This is a genomic window from Actinoplanes sp. NPDC049265 (assembly GCF_043197135.1).
GTDB lineage: Bacteria > Actinomycetota > Actinomycetes > Mycobacteriales > Micromonosporaceae > Actinoplanes.
Window position 1 is genome coordinate 85,848 of record NZ_JBICSP010000029.1, and the last position, 26,717, is coordinate 112,564.

At 70.4% G+C, this 26,717-nt stretch carries 19 protein-coding genes; 9 read left to right on the top strand and 10 right to left on the bottom strand.

Annotation, left to right across the window (positions count from 1 at the left end):
• Window positions 1-50 precede the first annotated feature (50 nt).
• Genes ACGFIO_RS40835 through ACGFIO_RS40845 form a run of 3 tightly spaced genes read left to right on the top strand, consistent with a single transcriptional unit; the run spans window position 51 to window position 3,015 of the window.
• Window positions 51-1,619, top strand: coding sequence for an amino acid adenylation domain-containing protein (locus ACGFIO_RS40835; protein ID WP_392835766.1), 1,569 nt, complete (start codon window positions 51-53; stop codon window positions 1,617-1,619).
• Window positions 1,619-2,245, top strand: a complete 627-nt coding sequence (locus tag ACGFIO_RS40840; protein WP_392835768.1) for a flavodoxin family protein — start codon at window positions 1,619-1,621, stop codon at window positions 2,243-2,245. The genes ACGFIO_RS40835 and ACGFIO_RS40840 overlap by 1 nt, the downstream gene beginning before the upstream one ends.
• Window positions 2,242-3,015, top strand: a complete 774-nt coding sequence (locus tag ACGFIO_RS40845) for a thioesterase II family protein (protein WP_392835771.1) — start codon at window positions 2,242-2,244, stop codon at window positions 3,013-3,015. The genes ACGFIO_RS40840 and ACGFIO_RS40845 overlap by 4 nt, the downstream gene beginning before the upstream one ends.
• Before the next feature lie 37 nt (window positions 3,016-3,052).
• On the opposite strand, the gene ACGFIO_RS40850 is transcribed toward ACGFIO_RS40845, so the two are convergent.
• Complete coding sequence (locus ACGFIO_RS40850) at window positions 3,053-3,832, bottom strand: hypothetical protein (protein ID WP_392835772.1); 780 nt, start codon at window positions 3,830-3,832, stop codon at window positions 3,053-3,055.
• A gap of 136 nt (window positions 3,833-3,968) precedes the next feature.
• On the opposite strand from ACGFIO_RS40850, the gene ACGFIO_RS40855 reads away from it, so the two are divergent.
• From ACGFIO_RS40855 to ACGFIO_RS40865, 3 genes are all read left to right on the top strand, one after another.
• Window positions 3,969-5,018, top strand: a complete 1,050-nt coding sequence (locus ACGFIO_RS40855; RefSeq protein ID WP_392835774.1) for a MupA/Atu3671 family FMN-dependent luciferase-like monooxygenase — start codon at window positions 3,969-3,971, stop codon at window positions 5,016-5,018.
• A gap of 79 nt (window positions 5,019-5,097) precedes the next feature.
• Complete coding sequence (locus ACGFIO_RS40860) at window positions 5,098-5,460, top strand: VOC family protein (RefSeq protein ID WP_392835777.1); 363 nt, start codon at window positions 5,098-5,100, stop codon at window positions 5,458-5,460.
• Between the two features lie 9 nt (window positions 5,461-5,469).
• Window positions 5,470-6,312 carry an inositol monophosphatase family protein gene (locus ACGFIO_RS40865; protein WP_392835779.1) on the top strand — a complete coding sequence of 281 codons (843 nt, stop codon included), beginning with the start codon at window positions 5,470-5,472 and terminating at the stop codon, window positions 6,310-6,312.
• Between the two features lie 51 nt (window positions 6,313-6,363).
• Here the strand turns inward: ACGFIO_RS40865 and ACGFIO_RS40870 are convergent, their stop codons facing one another.
• From ACGFIO_RS40870 to ACGFIO_RS40895, 6 genes are all read right to left on the bottom strand, one after another.
• Complete coding sequence (locus tag ACGFIO_RS40870) at window positions 6,364-7,494, bottom strand: phosphotransferase (RefSeq protein ID WP_392835781.1); 1,131 nt, start codon at window positions 7,492-7,494, stop codon at window positions 6,364-6,366.
• Between the two features lie 98 nt (window positions 7,495-7,592).
• Entirely contained in the window at window positions 7,593-9,263 is a 1,671-nt protein-coding gene (locus tag ACGFIO_RS40875) for an AMP-binding protein (protein WP_392835782.1), read from the bottom strand.
• Window positions 9,260-12,646 carry an AMP-binding protein gene (locus tag ACGFIO_RS40880; protein ID WP_392835785.1) on the bottom strand — a complete coding sequence of 1,129 codons (3,387 nt, stop codon included), beginning with the start codon at window positions 12,644-12,646 and terminating at the stop codon, window positions 9,260-9,262. The genes ACGFIO_RS40875 and ACGFIO_RS40880 overlap by 4 nt, the downstream gene beginning before the upstream one ends.
• A 315-nt stretch (window positions 12,647-12,961) precedes the next feature.
• The gene (locus tag ACGFIO_RS40885; protein ID WP_392835787.1) at window positions 12,962-14,071 is read right to left on the bottom strand and encodes an NAD(P)/FAD-dependent oxidoreductase; all 1,110 of its coding nucleotides are present in this window, start codon (window positions 14,069-14,071) and stop codon (window positions 12,962-12,964) included.
• A 615-nt stretch (window positions 14,072-14,686) separates the two neighbouring features.
• A complete protein-coding gene (locus ACGFIO_RS40890) occupies window positions 14,687-17,224 on the bottom strand; it encodes a M48 family metalloprotease (protein ID WP_392835788.1) in 2,538 nt (845 codons plus the stop codon).
• A complete protein-coding gene (locus ACGFIO_RS40895; protein ID WP_392835790.1) occupies window positions 17,205-17,678 on the bottom strand; it encodes a hypothetical protein in 474 nt (157 codons plus the stop codon). The genes ACGFIO_RS40890 and ACGFIO_RS40895 overlap by 20 nt, the downstream gene beginning before the upstream one ends.
• Window positions 17,679-18,108: 430 nt before the next feature.
• Here ACGFIO_RS40895 and ACGFIO_RS40900 point away from each other — a divergent pair, with 430 nt between their 5' ends.
• From ACGFIO_RS40900 to ACGFIO_RS40910, 3 genes are all read left to right on the top strand, one after another.
• Window positions 18,109-18,906 (top strand): class I SAM-dependent methyltransferase, encoded by a 798-nt coding sequence (locus ACGFIO_RS40900; RefSeq protein WP_392835792.1) that lies wholly within the window; start codon window positions 18,109-18,111, stop codon window positions 18,904-18,906.
• 186 nt (window positions 18,907-19,092) lie between these two features.
• A complete protein-coding gene (locus tag ACGFIO_RS40905; protein ID WP_392835795.1) occupies window positions 19,093-21,534 on the top strand; it encodes a NucA/NucB deoxyribonuclease domain-containing protein in 2,442 nt (813 codons plus the stop codon).
• Between the two features lie 57 nt (window positions 21,535-21,591).
• A complete protein-coding gene (locus ACGFIO_RS40910; RefSeq protein WP_392835797.1) occupies window positions 21,592-22,080 on the top strand; it encodes a hypothetical protein in 489 nt (162 codons plus the stop codon).
• Window positions 22,081-22,474: 394 nt separating this feature from the next.
• Here the strand turns inward: ACGFIO_RS40910 and ACGFIO_RS40915 are convergent, their stop codons facing one another.
• The 3 genes from ACGFIO_RS40915 to ACGFIO_RS40925 all read right to left on the bottom strand — a co-directional run bounded on the left by ACGFIO_RS40915 (window position 22,475) and on the right by ACGFIO_RS40925 (window position 25,029).
• Window positions 22,475-23,602 (bottom strand): AAA family ATPase, encoded by a 1,128-nt coding sequence (locus ACGFIO_RS40915; protein ID WP_392835799.1) that lies wholly within the window; start codon window positions 23,600-23,602, stop codon window positions 22,475-22,477.
• The gene (locus tag ACGFIO_RS40920; RefSeq protein WP_392835802.1) at window positions 23,592-24,374 is read right to left on the bottom strand and encodes an RNA ligase family protein; all 783 of its coding nucleotides are present in this window, start codon (window positions 24,372-24,374) and stop codon (window positions 23,592-23,594) included. The genes ACGFIO_RS40915 and ACGFIO_RS40920 overlap by 11 nt, the downstream gene beginning before the upstream one ends.
• Before the next feature lie 115 nt (window positions 24,375-24,489).
• Window positions 24,490-25,029 (bottom strand): hypothetical protein, encoded by a 540-nt coding sequence (locus tag ACGFIO_RS40925; RefSeq protein WP_392835804.1) that lies wholly within the window; start codon window positions 25,027-25,029, stop codon window positions 24,490-24,492.
• Window positions 25,030-26,717 lie beyond the last annotated feature (1,688 nt).

Consider the following 26,717-nt stretch of genomic DNA (forward strand, 5'->3'; position numbering starts at 1 on the left):
GCGGCGTGATCCCATCGGCCGGAATCGTGTCAGATGGAGGGAGAGATCAGGTGGAGACGACGCGTTCGCTTCCTGAGGTGCTGAGCGCCGCTGCGGGCCGGCATCCCGGCCGGGTGGCCCTGACCGGTTCCGGGCTGACGATGACCTACCGTGACCTGGACGTGGGTGTCCGCGGCCTCGCCGCCGACCTTCGCGCCGGCGGGCTCCGGCCCGGTGATCTCGTCGGCATCGGGGTGGAACACGGAGCCCTCCCTCTTGTCCTCTCCGCGGCGGTCATGCGGGCGGGGTGCGCCTATGTGCCGCTGGACATCCGTCAGCCACTGACCCGGCTGCGGCACATCGCCGGATCCGCGGGACTTGAGGTCGTGCTCTGCGACGCCGCCGGTGAAACCGCCCTGCGGGACGTGCCGGTCACCACGATGCTCGTGGACCTCGACGACATCCGCTCCGCGGCCGGGCGGACGGTCGTCCCGCCGGCCCCCGTGGAGGTGCACCTCGACGCGGTCGCGTACGTCATGTTCACCTCCGGGTCCTCCGGTGTACCCAAGGGCGTTCCGATCACCCACGCGAGCCTGTTGACCCTGCTGGGTGACGCGCTCGGCCTGTTCTCGTACGGCGATGACGAGGTGTGGCCCCTGATCCACGGCTACGGCTTCGACGTCAGCGTGTGGGAGATGTGGGCCGCGATCGCCACCGGGGCGACGCTCATCGTCCTGGACGGTCCGACCGTGGCCAGCCCGGCGCGGCTCGCCGAAACGCTTGCCCGGTACCGGCCGACGCGGCTGCACATGGTGCCGAGTGTCTTCGGCCACCTGGCCGACGCCATCCGGGCGCAGGGGATCGGCCTGAGACCACGCAGCGTGATCTTCTGCGGTGAGCCGATCAATCACCGCGCCATCCAGACGTGGAACGCCGCGGTGCCCGGCCCGCCTCCGGCGTGGATCAATGTGTACGGCATCACCGAGACGACGGTGTACAACACCTTCCATGCCCTCACCGCGGATGATCTGCGTGACGCGGCAGCCGCCACCCCGATCGGCCGTCCGTACCGGAGCAGCTCCGTCCTGGTGCTCGGCGACGATCTACGCCCGGTGGCGCCGGGCGAGACCGGTGAGCTCGTCATCGGCGGCCCGCAGTTGTCGCCCGGATACCTGGGCAACGCGGCACTCACCGCCGAGCGCTTCCTCGACCTTGACGCCGGCCCCGGCCGTTGGTATCGGACCGGTGACCTCGGGTTCCGTACCCCGGCCGGCGTCCTTCACTATCTCGGGCGCGCCGACGATCAGGTCAAAGTGCGGGGCCATCGCATCGAGCTCGGCGAGATCGACAGCGCGCTGCGCCAGATCCCGTGGGTTCGCGACGGCGCGGCGGCGCTCACGCGGTCCCCGCGCGGCGAACCGATGATCGCCGTCTACGTCGTGCCGACCGGCGACAGCCGGGCTGAGGAACCCGTTCTGGGCCGGCTGCGCTCCGCGCTGGCCCGCCTGGTCCCCGATTACATGCTGCCCGGCCGCGCGACCGTGCTGGATCGGCTGCCGCAGAACGCGAACGGCAAGACCGACCGGCGCGCGCTCGCCGAGCCGGCTCCCGCGGCGATGGCCGGCATGGGAGAGCGCTGATGCCGGACGCGCCGAGGCGGTATCTGTTCGTCATGGGCAGCGCCCGGTCCGGCGGCAGCAGCGAGACGCTGGCCCGGGCGGCGGCGGCGAGCCTGCCGCCAGGCACCGCGCAGGATTGGAAGCCATTGCACGAGTCGCCGCTGCCCGCGTTTCACGATGCCGTGCCCGCCGGCGGCTCGCTCGATCGCACACCCGAGGGTCACGAGCGGGTGCTGCTCGATGCCACGCTACGGGCGACGGATCTGGTCGTGGTGTCGCCCCTCTACTGGTACAGCGTCTCGGCGAGCGTGAAGTTGTACCTGGACTACTGGGGTCTCTGGATGCAAGCCCCGGCGATCGGATTCCGGCCGCGGATGCGCGGCAAGGTGATGTGGGCGATCACCGCGTTCGGCGGGCGGGACGAGTCGAGTGCCGGTCCGCTGCTGGAAACGTTGCGCCGCTCGGCTGAGTACCTCGACATGCGATGGGGCGGCGCCGTCGTGGCGCCGGGCGGAACCGGGACCGGCAGCGGGTTCCCGGAGGCGCAGGCGCGCGCCCGGCACCTGTTCGGGCCGGGTCCGGCCGACCGGCCGCGGCACCGTTCTGAGCCGGTGGAGTCCGCCGCCGACGGCGGATCGCGCCCATGACGAACCTGAGTGGCCCGGCCGTCGCCGCCGGGCTGAACCAGCCGGCCTGGATCGTCCGGCCGCGACCCCGCCCGCGAGCCGGACTCACCCTGATCTGTCTTCACGCGGCGGCCAGCGGGGCCATGATGTTCCGCCGCTGGCCGAACCTGCTGCCGGAGGACATCGACGTCGCGCTGGTGCGGATGCCCGGACGCGAGAGCCGGCTGTCCGAGCCGGTCCTGCGAGATTTCGGCGCGGCGGTCGACGCGCTGGTCACCGTGATCGACAGCTGCGCCGATCGCCCGTACGCGCTTCTCGGTCACAGCATGGGAGCGCACCTGGCTTTCGCCGTGGCCGGTGCGCGCATCGCCGCCGGAATGCGGCCGCCCCGGCGCCTGTTCCTGAGCGGAACCCGCCCGCCACACCTGTTCCGGCCCTCGTTCACCCCGGGAGCGTCCGACGACGAGCTGATCGACTGGCTGGCGCGGATCGGCGGGACCGACCTCGACCTGCTGCGTAACGAGGAGATCCGCGCGATCGTCCTGCCGGCCCTCCGGGCGGATCTGAGCATCTGTTCCGGTGTGCGCCCGACCGGACCGGCGCTGCCGTGCCGGATGTCGGTGTTCGGCGGCGAGCAGGACGACATCCCGCGGGGTGACCTCGAGCAGTGGCACCGATGGAGCGAACTGCCGGTCACGACGACGATGTTCACCGGCCGACACTTCTTCCTCACCGCCGAGTCCGAGCGCGACGTGGTCCGGGAGGTGGTCCGTATCCTCGGCGAACCCTGAGGCCCGGGCACGCCCCGCGCCGGCGTGTAACCGCCGCCTAACCGGCCGGGCGCAGGCTGCCCGAGATCAGCGTCGTCCGCAGGTCGTCGAGTAGGTCGGCGCGCTCCAGCGCGGCGGTGTCGCGGTGGGGGTACCGGTGCCGCCGCACGGACGGCCGGGACGCGAACAGCGCCGCGGGATCGGAGGACGGATCGGTGAGGAAGACCTCGACACGGCAGGCGGGATCCTGGGCGGGGACGTCGCGGGCCGCGATCAGGAACGAGTGCCAGCGCAGGTATCGGTCGAGCAGGTCTGAGCGGATCAGCTCCTGGTCCTCGGGGTCCATGGCGGCCTCCCGCAGGAACACCTCCACCCAGTCGCCCAGCAGCGCCTCGATCCGGGCGAGTACCGCCTCGTCCGTACCGCCGAGGTCGAGGTCTTCCACGGCCGGCCCGGCGCCGCCGATGCCCAGGGTGCCGGCGATCGTCGCGAGCGTGTGCCGGATGTGCCCGGTGGTCACCGGGACGGGGTCGACGGCCGCCAGGCGGACCCGCGTGCCACGCCGCGCGATCCGGGTGGCCGCCGGGATGAGCATCGCGCTCGCGGCGCACGAGGCCGCGAGCACCACGCCGGTTTCCCCCGCCGCCGCGACGTCGTCGGCCAGAAGCTTCGCCCGCCGCTCGAGACTCGTCTCACGACCGTAGCCGGCACCGATGAGGTCTAGATCCAGGGTGGGCCGGGGGAGAGAGGTGGCGAGGGCGTTGGAGATGCTCTGCGACGGATCGGAGGCCGAGAATTCGAGCAGTACCACCAGATCGCCCGCGGAATCAATTGTCATGAGACTCCCATCACGACTGAGCAGCCGGACCGGCCGCCGGTGTACCCGGAGGAAGCGAGCCGAGAGTATCCGGCCCGGCGACGGCCTGACAAGAGCCGCGCGATCGCGTTGATACGGGAAGCCAAGGAGGGTGACGATGGACTTCAGCCTGTTTTTCTTCGCCGACAGCCGGACCTCCGGCGACGACCGGTACCGCCTGCTGCTGGACAGCGCGAGGTTCGCCGACGCGCACGACTTCACCGCTGTCTGGACGCCGGAACGGCACTTCCATCCCTTCGGTGGCCTCTATCCGAACGCCGCGGTCACCGGCGCGGCGCTGGCCGCGATCACCGAGCGACTGGACATCCGGGCCGGCAGTGTCGTGGCGCCGCTTCACCATCCGGCTCGGATCGCCGAGGAGTGGTCCGTTGTGGACAATCTCTCGCAGGGCCGGGCCGGCATCTCCTTCGCCTCGGGCTGGCACGCGACCGACTTTGTGCTGCGTCCGCAGAACTACCCGGATCGCCGCGCCGTCATGATGGAGACGGTGGAGACCGTGCGACGCCTCTGGCGGGGCGACGACGTCGCCTTCCCCGACGGCGCCGGGGTGCAACGGCCGGTCCGCATCCATCCCGCGCCGGTGCGGCCCGAACTGCCCGTGTGGATCACCAGCGCCGGATCGCTGGAGACCTTCCGCGCCGCCGGCCGGGCCCGGGCCGGCGTGCTCACCCATCTGCTGGGCCAGGACCTGGACGACCTGGCTGTCAAGATCGCCGCCTACCGCGAGGAATCCGCGGCCAACGGCACCGGCGGCCACGTCGTCCTGATGCTGCACACCCTGATCGGCGCCGACCGCGACCAGGTGCGTGAGCTGGTGCGTGAGCCGATGTACGCCTACCTGCGCGGCTCGATCGACCTCGTGGTGGACACCAAGGGGGCCGGGCTCCCGGCCGGGTTCGACCCGCGCACCCTGCCGGAGCGGGACAAGGAGTTCCTGATCGCGCGTTCGTTCGATCGCTACTTCTCCACCAGCGGCCTGTTCGGCACGGTGGACGACGCGACCGAGATGGTGCGCGGTCTCGCGAGGATCGGCGTCGACGAGGTGGCCGGTCTGGTGGACTTCGGGGTGGCGGACGACGAGGTGCGACGCTCGCTGCGACTGCTCAACGAGGTACGCCGGCAGTCGGCCGGTGTGGCGTTCGCATAACTGCACCGGAACCCGGCGCTCCTAACGTCATTGCCCAGGTCTCGATGGACGGAGACCGCGACCGACGAATGGAGTGGAGATGGCCGGTACGATCAGGGGCATTTGCCTGGACGCCATCGACGAGCAGAAGCTTGCCGACTGGTGGTGCGAGGTGCTCGGGTACCGCCGCAAGCTGGGCACCGCGCACGAGATGAAGGGCAAATGGCTGGGGTCCATCGAGGACCCGTCCGGCGAGGGTCCGCTCATCTGGATCAACCGCGTGCCGGAGCCCAAGACCGTCAAGAACCGGCTGCACTTCGACATCCTCGCCGACGTGGACACGATCCTGGCTCTGGGAGCGACGGTGATCACCCCGTTGACCGAGGAGAGTCAATGGTGGGTGCTGGCCGACCCGGAGGGCAACGAGTTCTGCGTGAGCACTGGTGAGGGCGTACTGACCTGAGGAGGTTCGATGGCCCGTCTCGATGCCGAAATCGTCTCGCCGGAGCTCTCCGACGCCGTCTGCGGGGTCGTCGCCGAGACGGCCCGGAACGAGATTCTGCCGCGCTTCGGCGCCCTCACGACCGGGGACGTCCAGGAAAAGGCGCCCGGTGATCTGGTGACCACGGCCGATCGCGCCGCCGAGGCGGTGCTGACGACCCGGCTGACCGCGCTGCTCCCCGGATCCGTCGTGGTGGGGGAGGAGGCTGTCGCCGGTGATCCAGCACTGCTCGGCGCCCTGGGCGGAGGGGACCCGGTCTGGATCATCGACCCCATCGACGGTACGCACAACTTCGTCGGTGGCGATCCTCGGTTCGCGGTGCTCGTGGCCCTGGCGAAGGACGGTGAGCCGCTCGCCTCATGGACGTACGAGCCGGTGTCCGGAGTGATGGCGACCGCGATCCGGGGTGGCGGGGCGTTCTCCGGGGGCCGCCGGCTCACGGTGCGCCCGGCCGGCGGACGCTTGCGGGGTCTCGACGTCGTGACGTCACGGCCCCGGTGGTGGGACGAGCCGAACCGCCCGGGTCACGACGCGCTCATCTCGCACGGCGCGGCGCTCTCCTACATCACCACCGCCGGGCTCGAGTACGCCGCGATGGCCGCCGGGCGCCGGGACGCGATGGTGTGTGTCTGGGAGGACCCGTGGGACCATGCCGCCGGTCTGTTGCTGCATCATGAGGCCGGGGGTGTGGCGATCACCGCGGACGGCGCCTCGGTGGACATCACCGGAGACAACGCGCTGCCGTTCGTCTGTGCCCCGGACCTCGCGACCGCACGCCGGATCAACCAGGTCATCCCGCGAGCCCGGCCGTAGGGGAGTCGTGGTGGTACGGCGCCGGCCGGCCGCCGTACCACCGGCACCCCGTCAGGCCGTGGCGGCCGCGGCCCAGTCGCTGATCAGCGTGACCATTCCGGTCACACGGCGCACAGCCGCGTCGGCGGAACCATCCTTGCTGTAATTGGACGAGCCGACGTCGTTGGCCACCGCCCGGCCGAGCACGGCCGGCCCATACCAGCTGTACTTCGCCGCCCCGCACGCCGCGATGGCCCGGCGGACGCCATCCTCGTCGCCGGACCAGCCGCCGTCGCGCAGGCCCTCGAGGTATCCGGCGATCGTGCTCTCCGCTAGCTCCGGCAGCAGCTCGGGCGCCATGAGACCGTCGGTGAAGCTGTCCAGGATGAGATTTGAGATGTCCTCACCGAGTGCGCCCTCACCCACGAAGGCCCAGTCGACCAGCACCGACCGTCCGTCGACCTCGATCAGGTTGGCCGGCCAGACATCGAGATGGCACAGCGTGCGCTCGCCCGACCGGGCCACCATGGACAGTCGATCCCGTTCCGCCCACAGCTGCCTCAGCCGCTGGCGCACCGGCTCGGGCCACGGCGTGATGCCCGGGTGATCCCAGTCGGAGTCCGCGATGGTGACCGACAATGGCGGGCCTTCCGTGAGGTACTGCCCGAGCCAGCCCTTCGACAGCCACGGCAGCTCCGGGACCCGCCCCGCCCAACGGGCCTGGCCGGCGCCGAGCTCGCGGGCGAAACGCGCGAGGCGTTCCGGCGTCCAGCTGAAGCCCTCGGGGCCCGGCACGTACTCCAGCCACAGCTCGACGAGCCCGTCGGCGCGGGTGTGGGTCTCCAGGAACGGCGGACCGGTGACGCCGCCGTCGGCGTAGACCGTGCCCGGCAGCCCTTCCGCGTACGCCAGCGATTCGCGCCGCCAATAGTTCCAGTGTGCCGGGTCGTCGCTGGTGGGCCAGTATCCCTGGTAGCCGTCGGCGGGTGGCTTGTAGATCTTCAGCACCGCCGTGCCGGTCGCTCCCCGGACCCGCCAGATCCCGAAGGTAGCGGCGTTGCCCTTGTTGTGGCGTAGTTCCTCGACCTCGAGGACCGGGTGACCCACATGGTCCGGTACATGATGGACGACCAGGGTCCCGCCCTCACCGAGGTCCAGCTCCGTGCCCTGCTGGAGGCCGGAGCTCTGAGCAGCCTCTACCATGCTCTTACCGCGATGTCATTCATCTGGTTCTCCTATGAAATCGTGCCGCGGCCCGGCTCGGGCCGGCGGCGGTCAACCCGGGAGCGAGCGGTCCGATCTTACCGGGATCGTGTGGACCGTCCCCCGGAAGCGGGCTCGGCGTCAGGCTGCCCGGCGGTTCGCCGGTATTCGCGCAGCCGACCGGCCAGCTCGCGCGGGCACGGGTACTCGAATAGGTCACTGACCGGGAACCGCAGCCCCAGCCAAGCCTGCAGGCGGCTGTGGGCGAGCGTTGCCGCGAGGGAGTGCGCGCCCTGGTCGAAGACGTTGCGGGCCGGATCGATCACGGTCAGGTCGAGCACATCGCGCCAGAGGCGGCAGATGACGTCCTCGATCTCCGCGGTCGACAGATCGGTGGAAGGAAGCGCCTGATCACCGGCGCTTTCGGCCAGCTTCTGGATCGCCACATCGTCGAGCTTGCCGTTCGCGGTGAGGGGCAGCTGGCCGAGGACGAGAACGTGGTCCGGCAGCAGGGGGCCGGGCAGCCGCCGGGCCAGATCGTCGAGCACGTCCCGCACCTCGACCGCACCGCTGATCAGCGCGACGAGCCGGGCCGGCCGGCCCACGACCCGGACCGCCGCCGAGACCACCCCGGGCGTCTGCCGCAGTGCCCATTCGATCTCACCCTGCTCCATGCGGTACCCGCGCAGCTTGACCTGGCGATCGTCACGGCCGATCACCACGAACTGCCCGTCGGCGTCCAGGTAGGCCAGGTCGCCGCTGCGGTAGACGGTCTGCGGGGAGTCCGGCGGCCCCGGGACGAAGCGCTCAGCGGTGAGGTCCGGCCGGTGCAGGTATCCGTCGGCGACGCCGGGACCGCCGATCGAGATCCGCCCGACGGCGCCGGCCGGCGCCGGCAACCCGTACTCGTCGAGAAGGTGGATCCGGGCCGGTCCGGATGCCCGGCCGGCCGGCACGATGTCGGAACCGCCGGCCCGTCCCGGACGGCGTCGCGGAATCTCGTAGGCGAGGCAGTTGACCGTGGCCTCGGTCGGTCCGTACCCGTTGATCAGGCGGCAGTCCGGGCCGACGATCGCTTCCAGGGCCGCGACCGTCGGCCAGCGCAGGACCTCGCCGCCGATCAGGACCAGGCGCAGGTCGGGCAGCGGCAGGCGGGTCGCGGCCAGTTCATCGGCGTACGAAGGGGTCGTGAACAGCACCGTCACCCGCTCGCGGCGGAGAAAGCCGGCGTAGGCCACGGCGTTGCGACGATCGGCCGCGGCCGGTATGACCAGGCAACCACCACAGGGGATGGAGCTGAACAGCTCCTGCAACCCGAAGTCGAAGCCCAAGGAGAGCGTCTGGGCCATCCGCACCCACGGCCCGAGCCGCCACGCCTCGGTCTCCCAGGCGAGCAGATCCGCCACCTGGCTCTGGCGGATCGCCACGCCCTTCGGCCGGCCGGTCGAGCCCGAGGTGTACACGGTGAAGGCGATGTGGTCGGCCGGCCCCGCGACGGGCGCCGGCGACGTCCCAGGCCCGGCGGCCACGTCGACAACGCGCGTCACGAGGCCGTGCGTCAGCCGTTCGGCCCGATCGCGCTGGACGGCCGAGGTGAGCAGGACCAGCGGCGCGGCGTCCCGGACCATCGTACGTAGCCGGTCGTCCGGGAACTCCACCGGCAGCGGAAGGACACCCAGACCGCTGCGCCAGGCGGCGAACAGCGCGACCGCGAAGTCGGGTGAGGATTCGACCAGCAGACCGGCCTGCGCGCTGGGTGAGCGGCTCACCGCCGGTCTCCTGATTTTTCCGTGGTGAGGTGGCCGAGAACCCCCGCCAGCCGGTCGACCCGGGCGGAGAACCCGGCGAAGTCCACGGACCCGGCCTCCGAGACGACCGCCGGCGCGTGAGGCGTACCGGCCGCGTGCCGGACAATCAGATCCGAGATGGTCGACCCGGGCTCCGGGCCGGTCGTCCGGGCGGCGGCCCGGTACCGGTCGCGATCGTCGCCGGAGAGCACGAACACGTCGGCCTGGCTCACCGTGGCGGGATCGACCGCCGCCTCGACCATCGAGGCATAGGTACGCAGGATCCCCTCGACGGTCGCCGTGTCGAACAGCGCCGCCGCGTAGTCAAGCGTCAGCAGGTGACCACCGGCCGCGCCGGGAGTGATCACCAGGTCGAGGTCGTAACGGCAGGTGCGGTCGCGTACCGGGATGTGCCGCAACCGCAGTGCGCCGACGTCGATCCAGGCGCCGTCGGCGAGGGCCCCCATCAGCGCGGGGAGCTGCGGCATCGGGCTCTCCTGCACGGTGACCAGGCTCTCGATGAGAGGAGCACGGCCGGCGGTACGGGACGGACGCAGGACCCGTACGGCACGGGACAGCGGGTACTGGCCGGCGTTGACGCCCGCCAGCAATTGGGCCCGCACCCCGGACACCAGCGAGGCCAACGGTTGCCCGGGGTCGACCGAGACGGCGATCGGCGCCGTGTTCGTGCACAGACCCGCCACCGCCGCGTGCCTCCCGCTGACCCGGCCGGCCACCGGGGTGCCGACCAGCGCCGGGTTCGGCCCGCCGTACCGGTGCAGGCAGACACCCCAGAGCGCGACCAGCAGGGCCACCTGGTCCACGGCGGAGAGCGCGGCGGACACGCCGGGGGCCAGCGTCAGCCGGACCTGTCCGGCCCGGGCGTCGCGGACGGGCCCGCGAGGGCGGTCCGTGCGGAGCTCCAGCGGGGCATGGCCGGACGGGATGAGATCTTCCAGGTACGAGTCGCGTTCCCGCGCCGCGCCGGAGGCGAGGTAGGACTCCTGGTCGGCGATCCACCGCGGATAGAGATCGGGAGCGGGTGACGGCGGCTGCTCGCCGGAACGGCTTCGGGACGCCGTGTACCGGGCGGCGACATCCTCGAACAGTAGTCCGAGGGACCACAGATCGGTCACGAGGTGATGCACCGCGATCTGATAGACGCTCCGGCGGGGCGTACGCCAGTGAGAGAGCCGCACCAACGGGCCGGTCGCGAGCGGGAACGCGGATGTGGCGACCCGCTCGAGATGATCCTCCAGCTGCTCCTCGGCGATGGGCTGCGTCGGCATCGCCACCGCGGCCCGCAGCGCGTCCTCGGGAACCTCCGCCACGTCGATGCCGTCGGCGCCGTACGAGACGCGCAGGCGCAGCTGGGGCTGGGCGAGCACCGCCTCACGAAGCGCCCGCGCGAACGCGGCGGCGTCGCAGGCCGGATCGAGCTCCCACGCGCTGGAGATCACGTACTCGTCGCCGGCCGGGCTCATCTGATCGAGGAAGATCAGACCCAGCTGTGCGGCCGAGAGCCGATGCGGGGACGGTTCAGGTTCCGGTGGCGGGTCGCCGGAGCCGGCGCGCTTGCTCAGCTCGTCGAGCGTCATCCCGGACAGGAGGTCCCCGAGCGGCACCTCGATCCCCGCCCGGCTGCTCAGCGCCCCGCACAACCAGACCGCCTTGAGGGAGTCGAGACCGGCGTCGACCAGCGCTTCCCCGGCCGGCACCGGATGTCCGACGGCCGTGGTCACCAGGTCGGCGACCGAGCCGGTCACTGTCACAGCCCCCGGGACCGCCGGGTCCGCGTACTGCCCGGCCTCGTACCGCCGGCGTGCCTCCCGGCGCCGGATCTTGCCGCTGGTGGTCCTGGGGATACCGCCCCGTGGGACGGCGACGACGTCGCGCACCGGGACACCGAGGGCATCGGCAACGCTCCCGGCGATCCGGTCGGAGTCCTCCCGGGTGAGGGTGGCTCCGGGCCGGAGCTCACCGGCGATCACCACGCCGGCGCCGTGGGCGCCGGGCAGGGCGACGACGTGACCGGGGCGGAACGCCGGGAAGTGCTCACCGGCGAGACGTTCGATGTCGTGCGGGTAGTGGTTACGCCCATGAATGATGATCACGTCCTTGCTGCGGCCGGCGACGTGCAGCCGGCCGTCGGCGAGATAGCCGAGGTCGCCGGTGTGCAGCCAGACCCCGTCCCGGCCGGGCACCGGCCCGGCGAAGTCGGTGTCGCCCAGCCGGCCCCAGTACCCAGCGGCGACGCTCGGCCCGCTGACCCTGATCAGCCCGATCCGCCCGTCGGGCACCGGTCGGCCGCTGTCGTCCGCGATGATTACCTCGCAGCCACGGGGCGGCCCCGAGGTGACCGTGGTCGTGCCGTCCGCGGCGGCCCGGCTCCGCACGCCGGCGCCGAATTCGGAACAGGACACCAGCAGTGTCGCCTCGGCCAGGCCGTAGCAGGGCATCAGCGCACCCGGAGCGAAGCCTCGCGGGCCGAGAAGCTCGGCGAATCGCCGCATGGTGTGCGGAACGACGGGTTCGGCGCCGCTGTAGGCGATCCGCCATCGGCTCAGGTCGACCTCCGGAACGCCGCGGCGCTCGGCGGACGCCACGACGAGGTCGTAGGCGAAGTTCGGCGCCCCGCTGGTGGTGACGCCCAGCCGATCGATGGCGGTCAGCCACGACAGCGGCCGTCGGATGAAGGAGGTGGGTCCGCACAGGATCGCGCCGGAGCCGAGGACCAGCGGGTGCAGGATGTTCCCGATCAATCCCATGTCGTGGTACGCGGGCAGCCAGCTCAGGATGACCTCGTCGCGGTTGTGCCGGAACGTCTCGGCGATCGAGGCGATGTTGGCGGCGAGGTTGCCGTGGGTTACCACGACGCCCTTCGGATCGTCGGTGGAGCCCGAGGTGTACTGCAGAAAGGCGATCGACGCCGGGTCGAGCTCGCGGTCGGGCAGATACACCTCATTCCCGGCGGCAAGCCAGGCGGCCGGGACCCGGAGAACACGTTCCACCGTCTCGCCGGCGGAGCCGTCCCTGACCCAGGCGAGCGCCGGCGTGCAATCGGCGCTGATCCGCTCGATGACGGCCAGGCCGTCCAGCGAGTCCAGCGCCGGGTAAACGGGAACCGGGATCCGTCCGGCGTAGAGGCAGCCCAGAAACGTGGACACGAAACCCGGTCCCGGTGGCAGGATGAGCAGCACCCGGTCGCCCTCCCGGGTCCGCGCCCGCACGCCGGCGGCGACTGCGCCCGCCATCGCGTCCATCTGCGCATAGGTGGTCGTCTCACCGGGCGCTTCGAGATCGGCCAGCCAGGTGATCGCGGCGTGGCCTCCATCCTCGGCAGCCCACCGCCTGATGGCACCCACGACACCGCTTCGCCTGCGATCTACCATTCACACCGCCCCGCCGATCTCACCGTTGCGCCCGGCTCGGCCGGACGGCCAACATCCTAGAAACGCGAAGTTGCGCGTGAGTTATGCACGAGCCTTGGTCGCGACAGCGCAACAGCGGGCTCCCGAACGACGCCCCGCCTTGATCACCGTGCTGTCGAAGATGGCGGATCGGCGTTCAGCCGCGCCAGTTCGTCCGGGGCTACTCTCACTTTCTTCTGGAAGCGGCCGCGATCGCGCTTCGGTGCGACGGCGGAGTAGGGCGGGGGCTGGTCTCTGATTGCGTGTTGATCAACGTGCGTCGGGGAAGGAGCCGTCGCCGAACAGGATTCGGGTCGCCGCTTTGCGGCCGGCGCGACCGCGTAGGGTGGCCACCGCCGCCTCGGCCGCGGCTGCCGAGCGAACGCCGGCCAGCACGCGCCGCAACAGCAACCGGCCGCGGAACCGGGCTCGCAGCGTCCTGCCGTCGTAGCGGCGCAGCGCGTGCTCGTCGCCGTCGCGCAGATACTCGACGATGACTGACGCGGCGAGTTCGGACATGCGCAGGCAGGGGTCGAGCCCGCCGGCCGTCAGCGGCGAGACCGCGCCGGCCGCGTCGCCGATCAGCAGTCCGGCCGGGTTACCAGGGCTGGCCAGCCGGCGCAGCACGCCGCCGACCGGGATCGGGCCGCCGCGCCTTTCTATCGGGCCGGTGGCCGTTGCACGGCCGGGTGCATCCGCGGCGAACGCGTCCAGCAGATGTCGTACGCCGGTGCGCATCGCGCGCGGATATCCGGCGACGCCGACATGCGCGGCGTGGCCGTCGTCGATGACCCAGCCGAGGTATCCCGGGGCGACGCGCGGATCCAGAACACAGTGAAATGCCGGCTCCGAGGCGCCCGAGGCGACCGGGTGGACGATCTCGGCTCCGACCAGGAATCGGCGGTTCTGCTCGAGACCGAGGTCGCGGGCCACGCGGGAGCGGGCACCGTCCGCGCCGACGAGGAACCGTGCGGCCACCGGATCGGTTCCCTCGAGCCGGACCACGCCGTTGCCGACCCCGGCGTACCGCACTCCCAGGCGGACCTCGGCGCCGGCCGACTCCGCCGCGCATAGGGCGTGCTGATAGACGGCCGCCATGTCGGCCACCCGATACTCGTCGCGGTCGCTGGTAAGCCGGATCGGTGCACGCCGTGAGGGCGGGTACAGCAGGACATCCCGCACGCCCGGGCCGAGTAGATGCTCCGGCAGATCGAAGTCGTCGAGCGTGCGCCGTACAAAGATCCCGGTGGTACGAAGGCCCGTCGACAACGACCGGCGCCGCTCGACCAGCAGCACCTCCAGGCCCCGCTGGGCAAGCAGACGTCCGGTATGCAGGCCAGCGAGGCCGGCACCCACCACCACAACGTCTACTTCCCGCATACTCTGCGACGGTAGTGCCCACACCCGGCCACGGCGACGGATCGCACGCTTCCCGCCCAGAGTCTCTACATTCTCACCACAGGATCACCACAGGGCCTCGTAATGAATTTCCGGCCACGCCGGCCAGGCGGCCCTGTCACTGCTCATCCTTCATCCGAAGGAGCGACCATGGCACCCGCGCTGAACCCGCCGTTCCTGAATGGCGCCGGGCAATCGCTGGCCCGAGACCTCCCAACTTGTTGGACACGCGCGTCTCATTCGACGCTCGTTCGGAGGGCGAATCCGACTTCGAGATCATCGCCCGCTGGTCGGGCGGCAGCGACACGACGCAGCTTCCACCAGCACCGGGCAGCACAGGGACGCTCTTGCACGGAGTGGTGCCGATGTCGTGCCGGAGAGGGAGTACCGCATCAGCAGAGCGCTGAGACGGGGCGCGGCTTCCCGAAGGATGCTGCCGCATTGCTTCTGCCGGACCAGAGCGCTGCCACTACACCTTTACCTGCAGCTTTAGACTCTGCAACGGCTGGCAACGAACTACAACCCGGCAATCTGATCATGCGTACGCCCAACTCGCTGGGGGCCGGGCGTCGCGCTGACCCTTCGAGCCCGGCGCCTCTAGCGTTCGTTCAGGCTGTCGAGCAGGCGGTTCATCTCGGCGATCAAGCGGCTGGTCTCGAGATCCACGGCGTGGTAGTCGGCAGTCGCCGGGCGGCAGCCGCTGACGATCGGGGTCCAGGCGTCGAGCAGCGCGGACCAGTGGCCCCGGGCCGGATCGACTGGGGGCGGCGGGAACTGCCTGGACTCGCGCACCGCCGCCCGTAACTGCCCGCACGCCGTCGTCGGGTCGAGCATCCGCCGGTTCTGCAGCCGGAGCAGGTGGTCGAGCCCGCCGCCGAGGAACCAGGTCAGGGTGGCGTCGTCGGGGTCGTACGTGGCGGGCGCGGCCGCCGTTACCAGCTCGACCGCCGCCGGCGCGTGCGGCCGGTGGACCAGGCCGCCGGCCGAGGCGGCCAGTAGGAGCGCGGCGGCGGCGAGGCCCCAGGACCGGCGTGCCCGCGTCGCGACACCACCGCGGGCCCGTTCCGCCGGTCTCGGGACGGCGCGGCGTCGGACGGGCACGGACAGCAGGACGGCGAGCGCCCCGGTCAGCGTCAGCGATTGCAGGGGGCTCGCCGCAAGCACGCTGTCCGACTGGCCGTGCCGCACGTGGATGGCCCACATGGCGGCGCACACGAGCAGGCCGAGGACCCAGGTCGTGACCGCCGCGGTCAACCGGCCCGACCGTCGGGCCACCACCACGGCCACCACGACCTGCACGACGACCGCCGCGGCGAGTTCCCGGGCCGCCATGACGGTGTGGAACGCGGGTGTGTCCCGGTGGCCGGCTGCCAGTCGTAGCGCCACGACGGCTGCGGCCCAGCCGGCGGCACCGGCCGCCGCGCCGAGGACCGTGGTCCGCCACCGACGTCCGGAACCGGGGGTCAGCAGCAGCGGCACCAGCCAGATCGCGACCAGGCCGGCTCCCGTCGCGACCCGCGGGTAGTTGTAGAGGAACAGCACCAGCAGCGACTTGGCGATGGGCCCGTCCACCGCCGGGCGACCGGCCGATCGGACGGTGGTGTCCATCAGCGCGAGCGCGGGCTCCACCACCATCGTCCAGGCCTGGCTGCTGATCGCCGCGAAATGGATCATCGCCGGCCCGGTGATGCTCACGGCGATGATTCCGGCGCCGACCAGCAGGCCCCGCCGGCTGCGGATCCGGGTGCCGGCCAACCCGGCGCAGCGGCCCGCCCAGACGCAGGTCAGCACGCAGCCGGCCAGCAGCAGCGCATGGAACGTCAAGGACACCGGGGACACCAGCTGCCGCAACCAGGGCATGGTCTGCCGCAGTTCCAGCGCCTGGCCGAGGGCGATCCCGACGGCCAGCCCGGCGCCCGGCGCGGCGAACAACCCCCGGCGGCGTGGGAACGCGTCCGAACAGGCGGCCCCGCGCCACGCGATCGTGCCGATCAGGATGCCGACGGCGGTTCCCCACACCGCGTTCATGATGTGGTGGGAGGCGTTGCCGTAGCGATACCAGTCGATCTCGCTGAGCGCGTCGACGAGAGTGGACCAGGCCAGTTCCAGCACCAGCCCGCTGGCCACGTACTCACCGACGCCTGGCTTGAGGAGCAGGTGCGGGCGCCGCATCGCGGCCCGGCGGGCGGCCGGGCCGGGGTGGGTGGCCCAGCGCCGGAACCGGCTCGCCCCCGTCGCGGTCGCCAGCGACCGGTATGGGTCCGGGCGGCCGGTCCACGCGGCGGCCGCCGCGTCCGCGTACCGTTCACGGCTTCGCAGCACCGCACTGCGGGCCAGGAACACCACGGCGACCATCGCCAGCGCCCGGACCACCAGCCCGACCAGCAGGAAGTCGAACTCCGGCACCGGCGGCGGCCGCCACGGGTCGGGCGACAGCAGGTACGGGTCCAGCCAGCTCACCATGTACGGGACCAGTCCGACGATCAGGAAGGCCCGCCACACCGCGATAGTGAGATACGTGGCGGGCACGTCGTTGTTCCGGACGTGCGCCAGCTCGTGCAGCACCACGGCGTCGAAGGCGGCGCGGTCGCGGTCCCGCAGGGCGACCAGACCCGCGTCCAGGCACACTCGCGTCCGGCGGCCGGTACCGAAGGCGAGACCACCCGCCCGGGGGCTGGCCGGGTCGATCAGGAACCGCGGTGAGCGCCGCAGACCGGCCGTGGCCACCAGGTCGGCCAGCGGCGCCCGGAGCCGTTCGTCGAGGGCTGGGATGTGCCGCAGCTCGCGCAGGCGCGACCGGCGGACGCGCCACCGGGGCATTGCGACGTACAGGGCCGATGCGACCAGGGCCAGCAGGATCAGCCCGGCGACCGACCAGCCGAGCTTCGGCAGCATCGCCGTGCCCAGGCATCGGTGGTAGGCGGACCAGCGGTCCTCGCCCTCGCCGAGGATACCGGTGCTCGTGAGGTACAGGCCGGCCCGGACCTGGCAACGGGCATTCGGGTTGAGCGTGGTGACCTGCCACACCGCCCCGACCTGGGAGTACACGAAGAGGGTCGCGGTGGACGCGAGCGCGACCACCAGCGCGAGCCGGAGAGTCGTTCCGGACGGGGCGTCACCTCCCGGTGTCGCCACGGCCGGGCCCCTGCGTCAGCGCGACCCGGACCAGTGCGCCGCACTGGTCGGCGAGGGCGGCGTCCCCGGTCATGTCGAGGATCAGCCGGCGGGTGCCGTCGACCGCCCCCTCGCAGAGGTCGGGGGTAATCTCGGGGAGTTCGCCGGTCTGCTTGCGCCGCCGCAGCTTCTTGACCAGCCGTACGGTCCGGTCGACCACGAACTCGCCGGACCGGTCCAGCAGGTACTGGTGGACCGCGGTGCCGACGGCGAGCGCCACCGTGGTCGTCTCGAGGACGATCGTGTCGATGCCGAGGGCGAGGGTCTCGCCGGGCCGGACGCGGGCCTTGAGCACCCGGCCGGGATCGCGCAGGAACTCGGCGGCCACGAGGTCGAACACGCTCAGCTCGTCCGGGGCGAGTCCGGTCACCAGCCGGCGAGCCAGCCCCACGACGAATTGCTCACCGTCACCCATCGCAGTCTCCCTCGAGCAGGACGTATCGGGTGGGTGAACGATCCAGACGGCGAACAGCAACGAGGGATCCGCCGACCGGGCGGTCAGCGGCTCCCGGACCCTCCGTCGGGCGGGTCGGCCGTCCCGCCGAAGGCGCCGGCGCGGTGGACGCCAGGAAGATATCGGGTCGACGCCTTCGGTAACGGCGCAGCTTAGATTCGTTCGAGCGCCGGACCGCTCAAACGGCAGAAGCCCTGACCGAGTTGGTTGACTCCGCGGAGTTCTAGAGGACGAGGCCGCTGAGGCGTCGTTCAGTCATCGTCTTTCGGACATCAGCACCGGTTCGCCGCCGCTCGTATCCGCTGACGCGGTTCCGCCAGAGAATATCCGTACGGCGCGAGTGTGCGTGTTCCCGCTCGGGCTGCACGACTTGAAGGGATAACCAGCCGCTGTGACCGACACCGACCGAGAAATGCTGCGCACCACGTTCGGCCAGGACGCCGAACTCTATGACCAATGGCGTCCCACCTATCCGCCTCGGCTGTTCACCGATCTCGCCACGCTCGCGGATCTCGGCCCCCACGTTCGGGTCCTGGAGATCGGATGCGGCACCGGCCAAGCAACCCTGCCCCTGGCGCAACTGGGATGCCAGGTCCTCGCGATGGACCTCAGCCCCGGCATGGCCGCCGTCGCCCGGCGCAACCTCGCACAGTTCCCGAACGTCACCGTGGTCGCGGCAGCTTTCGAGGACTGGCAGCCCTCGGACCGAACCTTCGACGCGGTCATTTCCGCTACCGCATTCCACTGGCTCGACCCGGACGTACGCATGATCAAGACCGGTGACCTGCTGCGCCCCGGCGGAGCTCTCGGCATTGTCTCGACCCACCACATCGCCGGCGGGACGAACGCCTTCTTCGCCGACGCGCAACGATGCTACGAACGCTTCGACCCCACAACACCGCCCGGCATGCGCCTGACGACCGATGACGAAACCCCCGAGGAGACGGCCGAGTTCGATCGATCGGCACGATTCGGGCCGGCCAAGATCAGGCGCTACGAGTGGCAACAGACCTACACCTCCCACCAGTACCTGAACCTGCTCATGACCTACTCCGGCAATCGAGCAATGGCACCGCAGGCACGCAACGGCCTGTTCGGGTGCATCACTCATCTGATCGACGACGTCTACAACGGAGAAATCACCAAGCAGTACCGGACGCGCCTCGCGATCGCGCACAAGACAACGTGACCCGGCGCCGACGATAAACCGGCGGACGGCCGCCTGGGCAAGGCTTCCGATCATCGATGTTTGTCCGTACCGTCTGCTGTGGATCTGTTCTGTGTCGACGGGGCGCCATGGCGGGCTTTGCCGCTGCGGTAAGGCACATCGAGCTGTTACCGCCGTGCGTCCGCACCACCGTGGGTATGTGACCGCATGTCCACGGCGCACGGCAACGGGGGAAAATTCGTGCTCACGATCATGCGTGGGGTGGCTGTGTCCGCCCTCGCCATCGCCGTCATTGCCACCACCGCCGGACCACCGGCCGAGGCGGCCCCACCGTCCGCGACACCGGTGACGCCCGCCGCCGGCCCGGACCGGAGTTCGTCCGGCATCGTGCCGCGGGCCCAGGCGAGTGCCGCCGCTCGGAAGGTCGGCCGCAGCAGCGTCCCGCCGGTCGACCCGAAACACGTCGTCACCGGCGCCGAACTGCGGAAACGGGCGCTGAGATCCGGCCAGAACTCGTACACGCCGGCATCGACCGCGTCCGCCGGCATTGCCGCGGCGCCGCCGCCGAGCACACCGCCCCAGACGTTCCTGAACGAGTGCAACGCCAGCTACGCGGCGTCAGCCGATGAGTTCGGCTACGTGAAGAACCGCTTCGAGTGGTGCCGCAACGTGATCGTCTTCCACAACGTCTTCGACTCGTCCGGAGAGCGCAGCGGCTTCATGTGGATGGACCTGACGATCATCGGGTACGGGCGGGACGACGGTATTCGCGGCATGCGCTTCTTCGCGCACCCCAATGTCGTCCTGTTCGAGGGCGTTTACCAGCCGACCACCAGCGTCGGCTGGAACGTCGTGTGCCTGACCAACCTGAGCAGCTGCCGGAACAGCGCCGACCAGAGCCGGACCATGACCGAGTGGGAGGCGCTGATGCTGACCGGCGGCTGGGTGTCGTCGACCATGACTTCGACCTCGGGTGGCGGTAGCGGCGAGTACGGCGAGTTCGTGCAGCGCTACTACACCGGCATCAAGATCACGTACATCGACGGGGTGTCGGACTACAACGGCCCGTACTGGGTCCGGTGCGACTCCGCCGATTACATCCCGGACCGGTCGGCCGCGTGCGTCTTCGCCGACGTCGTGCCGCACCTGCAGTACTGGCTCACCAACGCCGACGGCACACCCAGCCCGCACGAGGCGGTCGCCCAGCACATCCGTGACGCCCAGGACCGCCCCAACTCCACGTTCCCGCCCCGCCCGGGCGGCCAGCCCAAGGTCATTCCGGGCAAGTACACCGGCCAGGTGTCGGCGGAGACCGCGCTCGAGCGGGTCCCGCGCGGCGGGCCGGCCTACACGGAGAACGTGAACGCCAAGGACGACGCCTGCGCCCTGCTGACCCCGCCGGTCGACATGGTGCGGCCCGAGTGCGACGAGTACCCGTTCGCCACCACCGAGCAGGGCGCGGGGCTCGGCGACGGCAACTTCTCGGTACGCTACGTGCCCGGCAGCGACAACGGCAGCGCGGGCGGAACGCTCGGCAACTACTACAACAACGACCGGATCCTCTACGAGCTCGAGGACTTCTTCTACGTCGAGATCCTCGACACCCAGCCCAACAGCGGCACCGCGCCGAACGGGCGACCGGTGGTCAGCGCCGGGCCGCCCGCCTACGGCGACGAGGGCGTACCGGTGCAGTTGTACGGCACGGTCAACGACGACGACGGTCCGCAGGTGGTCAACCGCTGGTCGTACGCGCCGCTGGAAGGGGTCGACGAGGGGGCCAGCTGCACCTTCTCCAGTCCGCAGGCGCTCAGGCCGACCTTCACATGCGACGACGACGGCAAGTTCATCGTCACGCTGACCGCGGACGACGGGCACAACGCGCCCGTCTCGGCATCGACCACGGTGACCCTGCGCAACGTCGCGCCGGTCGTGAACTTCTCGATGCCGACCCCGTGGCAGGTCTACCGGGTCGGCGACCAGGTGTCGGTGACCGCGCCGTTCACCGACGTCACCAACGATCGGCTGATGACCTGCCGGGTCGACTACGACCAGAACGGCCAGACGGTGTTCGAGACACAGACGCTCACCCGCACGTGCGGAAGCGCCCACATCTTCAACTCGCCCGGCATGTACACGATCGAGATGCGCGTGACCGACGACGACGGCGGCACCGGCGTCGCCACCGTGCTGGTGATCGCGTACGACCCGGCCGCGGGCTCGGCCAACATCGACGGCTCGACCGGTACCCCGGCCGGATCGCTGAGGACCGACCCCAACGTCGCCGGGGACACGTACGTGACCATGACGGCCAAGTACTACTCGGTGCCGACCCCGACCGGCCTCACCCGATCCTGGGTGCAGAACAACCCGTTCCGGATGGAGCCGACCGGGCTGCAATGGCTGGTCGTCACCAGGGACAACAAGGTGGCGGTACGCGGCAACGGTCAGCTCAACGACGGCACTGCCGTCCAATATGTGCTGTACGGCTGGCAGAGCCCCGACCGGATGCGGCTGCTGATCTGGAGCGGCGGCGGCAACCCCCGCTTCGACCAGGCGATCTACGACAACAACCGCACCGGTGAGTACGACCTGGACCGGATCGACCCGAAGCTCATGAAGTCGGGTGCGGTCCAGATCCACCGGAACTAGCCTCCGAGGGGCGGGCGGTGCAAGGTGCCGCCCGCCCACCGCCGAGGAGGGGATCAGGTGGCCATGCTGCTCGGCGCCGTCGAGGCCACGCTGCCGCCGGAGGACAACATGGTGCTGGTGGCCGGCACCGGCTTCCGGGACTTCGTTCTGCCCGACTTCACGGCCGGCCGGCTCTGTTACGGCGGCCCGGACCAGCTCTACCTGATGGGCGACGGCCGGACCGGCCATGACGAGCACGTCCTCCTCGAGTCCTGGGACGCCGAGCCGGCGCCGGACGCGGCCGAGCTCACCGACGTCGCCGTTGTCACGCTCACCCGGCCCGGCGTCTACGTTTCGTGGATGGCCGAGTCGGCGGCGAGCCCCGTCCTCGAGCTGGCGGTCGCCGGGGACTACCGGGCCCGGGTCACGGTCACCGGCCGGGCCGCCCTGGCCGAGTTGCCCCTGGCCGTCCCGCCCGGCCGGCGGCGACCGGTCGAGCACGTACGCGTCCAGCTGTGGCCCCAGCCGGCAAGCTCTCCAGCGAGGTCAGCGCCCGCGACGGCCTGATGACGCTTACGCGACCGAGATCGCGTGAGCTTCTCGTGGACATCGGCCTCAAGCTGGTCAACACAGCCGCAGAAGCCGACCGGGGTCGTTACCATCCAGTTCGTGATCGGCGGCTTGGCCGACGCGGTCAAGCAGAGTTCGCAGGCGGTGATCGTCCAGCGGGGCATTTCCCACGCCGTTCCCGGCCGGGGGCGAACCCGTCGGGGAAGAGGGACACGCTCACCGACGGCCTGGCATCGGCCATTGACTTGCCAAGCGTGCCACCGACCGCCGCATACCCCAGCGCTCAGCTGAGTTCCGCCACGGACTGATCTCCTCTGCTCTTCCTGGCCGGTAGGGCATGCTGCCTATCGGCGACGTTCAGGGTGTCGAGAAACTGGTAGGTGGTGCTGGATCACACCACGGTGACCGTGTGGGCCTCGGTTACGTCGGGGGACTCCCACTTGCCGACCAGGCGGTCAATGACTGGCTCCGGCACCGGCGCCGGGCGGCTCGCGTTCTGCCGCCGTACGGTGTCTCGTGGCACCTCCAGAGCTACGACCTCTACCCGGGCGTGATAGGGCGCGCCCAGCCCGATGCAGAGTTCGCGGTGCTGTCGTGAGATGTTGGTGGCGTTCCAGATGAAGTCGCGCCGCGCGCGCAGGTGCTCACGCGCCTCCTCGTGCGCGGCTGCGGCGACGGCCCGCTGGCCGGCGGTCGGCTTGATGCCCAGGCGACCGCGGATCGTGTCCAGGCTGACCACCGGCCGGTCACCCGCGTGTGCGGACACCCAGGTGTCCTTGCCGGCGCCGGGGAGGCCGGACAGGACAGTCATGGTGAGGCGGGTGTCGTCGTAGGCGGCGTAGCGGGGATCCCGGCCCGGGGTGCGGAAGTACTGGAACCGGGCGTGGTCGGAGGCGAACGGCCAAGGCTTGTCGAGCACACCGAGGTCGGCGCAGTACTCCCGGAACAGGCCGATGTTCTCCAGCACGTCGTCGCGGTCGCCGCAGATTCGCCCGGTGATGTCGGCGTCGGCCAGCATCGCCAGATCGCGGTTGCTGGCGATCAGGCTCACCCGCAGCGTGATCCGTTCCAGATCCGGCCGTTCCAGGGCCCAGAACGGCACCTGATGATGCCGGACCAACGCGGCTACGTGCTCGCGCCAGAAGTGTGGCGCGCCCAGCTCCCACAGAATCCGGCGCACGCTCAGGTCGCCGCGGCGGGAGTGGCCGTGCGCGGTGACCCGGCCGCCGGGATCGGTGCGGGTGCAGTCCGCCTTGGCTACGTCGTGCAGCAGCACCGCCGCGAACAGCCGGGCCCGGTCGGGCGGCGGCAGCTCACGCCAACCGGCCTGCGCGGCCAGTGCCTCGGCCGCCATCCGGGTGTGGGTGGCCACGTCGCCCTCGCCGTGGTGTATCGGGTCCTGCGGTACGTCACGCAGACGGCGGATCCACGCGAATGCATCCTCGATCCGCGACCACGGCACCGTCCATCCCGGTCCGGCCGGACACAGCTCCGCGAAGATCGTCCAGTCAGATCGCATACATCACCGCCGGGTCGGCGAGCCGGTTGGGCACGATCGGCCGGTCCGCCCAGTGCGAGCCGGAATCGAGGACGGCCTGCAGGAACCCGGCCCGTACCCACTTGTAGCGGCCGGCCACCCGCCCGTCGGATTCGTCTTTGACGTACAGGCCTTCCATGTCGTCGCCGGAGTCCGTCTCGGCGACCGCCCGATCCGGGTCGACACCCGCCCTGGCGGCGGCCGCGCGCAGCGGCTCCCGCCACGCCGCAGTGCGCACGGTCGACGGCCCGATCAGGCCGGTAAGCTCGCCCAGCGAGGCGAAGGCCCCGGCGCGCAACACCGGGACGCTGACCACCGGCGTGCCGGCCAGCATCGCCCGCCGCGACGGGGTGTCCAGGAAATTGCCGGATTCCCGGTCCAGGATGTCGAACTCGCAGAAGTAGTGCGGCAGCGCGTCGTAGAAGACGGTGTGCTTGGCGTACATCCACTCGCCGTAGAGCACGAACCGGTCACCGAGCACCGGCCTCAGCGATGGTGCGATCAGGTTCGCCCACGACTTGAGCGGGGCGAACTGGCGCTCACGCAATCCGCCCGTCAGGTAATGGCCGCGCGACTGCAGCCGTAGTTCGCCGCCGCCGGTGAAGCTGATCGCGGCGTTGGCGCCGTCCAGCTTCTCTTCGACGACCAGGTGCCGGCCCGCGAGCTCGCCGAAGGGCGTTTGCGACAAGTCCTCGTCGCCCGGCTGAAGGCGGGAGCCGGCCAGGTGTGGGGTCCGAGGATACTTGCTGATCACCTGCCTCTTTGTACAGGTGCGCGACGGTGCGAACCACCGAGTTATCACTGCTCGCCGACGAGGCCCAAAGCCAGAAGTCCTTGGTAGGCGCACGCGGGCACGATGGGCCCGAGCATCATGTGACGTGTTGAGCACCGTACGCGAAGACGCCGTGACGGTAGCGAGACAGGATGCTTGTAGCCACTTCCTCCGGAGTCCCTTCTGGCTCCATGATCAGGTGCCGGGCGTCGATGCGGGCTTGCGTGAATTGTTCGTGCATGTATCGGGTACCGGGCTCGTGGTCACGGTTGCCTTCCCGGGCGGTGCCGTTCTGCACGCAGCGTTCCACCGAGGGAAGCAGGACGGCGTAGTGCAACTCGTTCAGTCCGGTGGCCTCGAAGAAGGTTGGCAGGAACCATGGCCCCATGACTCCGTCGAAGACGGCCTCGTATCCTCCCCGCGCGAACTGCCCGGCTGCCGCACCCGAGGCGCGGATGACCGTCTGGTTCTGGTCCTTCGCCTCTGGCAACCACGGCTTCCGCGCACCCTGGTCCAGGAATCGGAAGAAGGCGTCTCCGCGGATCAGGACGCTCGGCGAGAGACACGAAGAAACGATGGAGCTGACCGTCGACTTCCCGGCTCCGGGTGGCCCGGCGATGACTAGCAGGGTTGACATGTGGCCCTGTGTATTCGCATCGTACGGCGTTATCAACGCAGTATCGGAGGCGCTGAGGTAACACCGTCCGGCGATCGGGCGCCGACGCCATCCGTCGGAGATCTGCCCGTGGTCGCTCATTCGCGTCTTGATGGCTCGCCGGCCAGCTCAATCGAACGCACTCATCTCGGTATGTCCGCGTGTGTCCCGTCCGTGTGACAGTTGGTGCACGGCGGAGGTCCTTCCGGCGGGCGATGGATAGGCCGGGCTCGTGACGGGCCGCGGGTCGTGCGAGGCGTGCTGCCCGGGACGTCCGGGCGGCAGACTCAGGAGTTCAGGTGCCCGAGGCCACGTAGGCGGCCAAGATGTAGGTGGGATGTCTGTCGCGATTCTTGCGGGTTCGGTCGTCGCGCAGGGTGGTCTTCGGGTCGGCGCGTGGGTCGCCGAAATCCCGCGGGCCATCCGGGCCGGTGCGACGGTCCAACGCGCCTGACCGCCCCGGTCGCAGTCATCGCCGCCAAGCACGTACCACCTCGTGAGTGCCGACGAAGCCCGTCGCCTACCGCGCACTGTCGGCGGCAGATCCGGATACCCGATCTTGCCGACGAGTCCCCCGAATATGCGGCACGGAGGTCGTTAGCTCATCGGCTCCGATACGGCTGGCGACGCCGAGCGGCGCGTGGTCGAATGCCGGCATGCCGTCCACCGACTCGCATTTGGACCTCATCCGACGCTGGCTGCAAGGCGAGACAGTCAGCGGCCATGTCGGAGTTCGGTTGCGTGGGGGACCTCGGGACGGAAGAACCCAGATCGTTCGATGTGGCGATGACCGCCGCAACCCTCCCCGCGGGCTTCGTGTACGGCGCGGTGGTGCCGGTTGGCATGTGTACGTGCTGACCAACGAGGAGACCCAGCCGTCAGGTTGGATCTATCTATACAGCGGTGGGGAATAATCCGTGCCAGAACGCTCCAAGATTAGCACGCCTCATCGCGGCAGATGAGGGCGCCTTCTTTGCGTGAAGGCGGCCCCTGTGGCGGCTGAGTCTGTGTGTGGAGGTGAGAATCGTCGCTCTTTCTTGGTGATCGTTCGGTGGGATGGTTCGGGCGGCGTGGGGAACAATTTTTGGTATGCGGCAGCTTCAGTTGTTCACGTCGGCGGGATTGGCCGCCATGCGTGATCGGGCTGCGATTCTGTCGAGGGCGAGGAATTTCGCCGGGAGCATGCTCGTCATCGGGTCTGGGGTTTGTCACAGAGGCATGCCACGAAGCTGCGCCGGTTGCGGTCTGGAGCAGACGCAGATCGGTCGCCGCGGGTGCCGGACCCAGCGCCGCCGGCTCGACACCAGGCGGCGGCGGGGTCGCCAGTACCGACCCATACGGCCGAGGCGCACGTCGCGGCGCCGATGGGAGTGGGGCCGTCGGAACAAACGGCCGCGTGCGAGGACACGCCGACAGCGGCAACCGCCGCCGTAACCGAACCGGCGGCCGTGCCCCACGTCGCCGTGACCGATCCGGCGGCTGCGCCCAGCGTTGCTGCGGCTGGACCCGCAATGCCGGACCTCGCCGTGCCGACTCCAGCGACCTCACCGGCGACGATCGCAAAACCCGGCGGCAACGCAAATGTCTTACCCGCCCGCACAGGACGAACCCCCACCGGCCTGTCTCGGAGAAGAGCTGTTTCGTGTATCCGGAACCGCGTCAAACGTCGA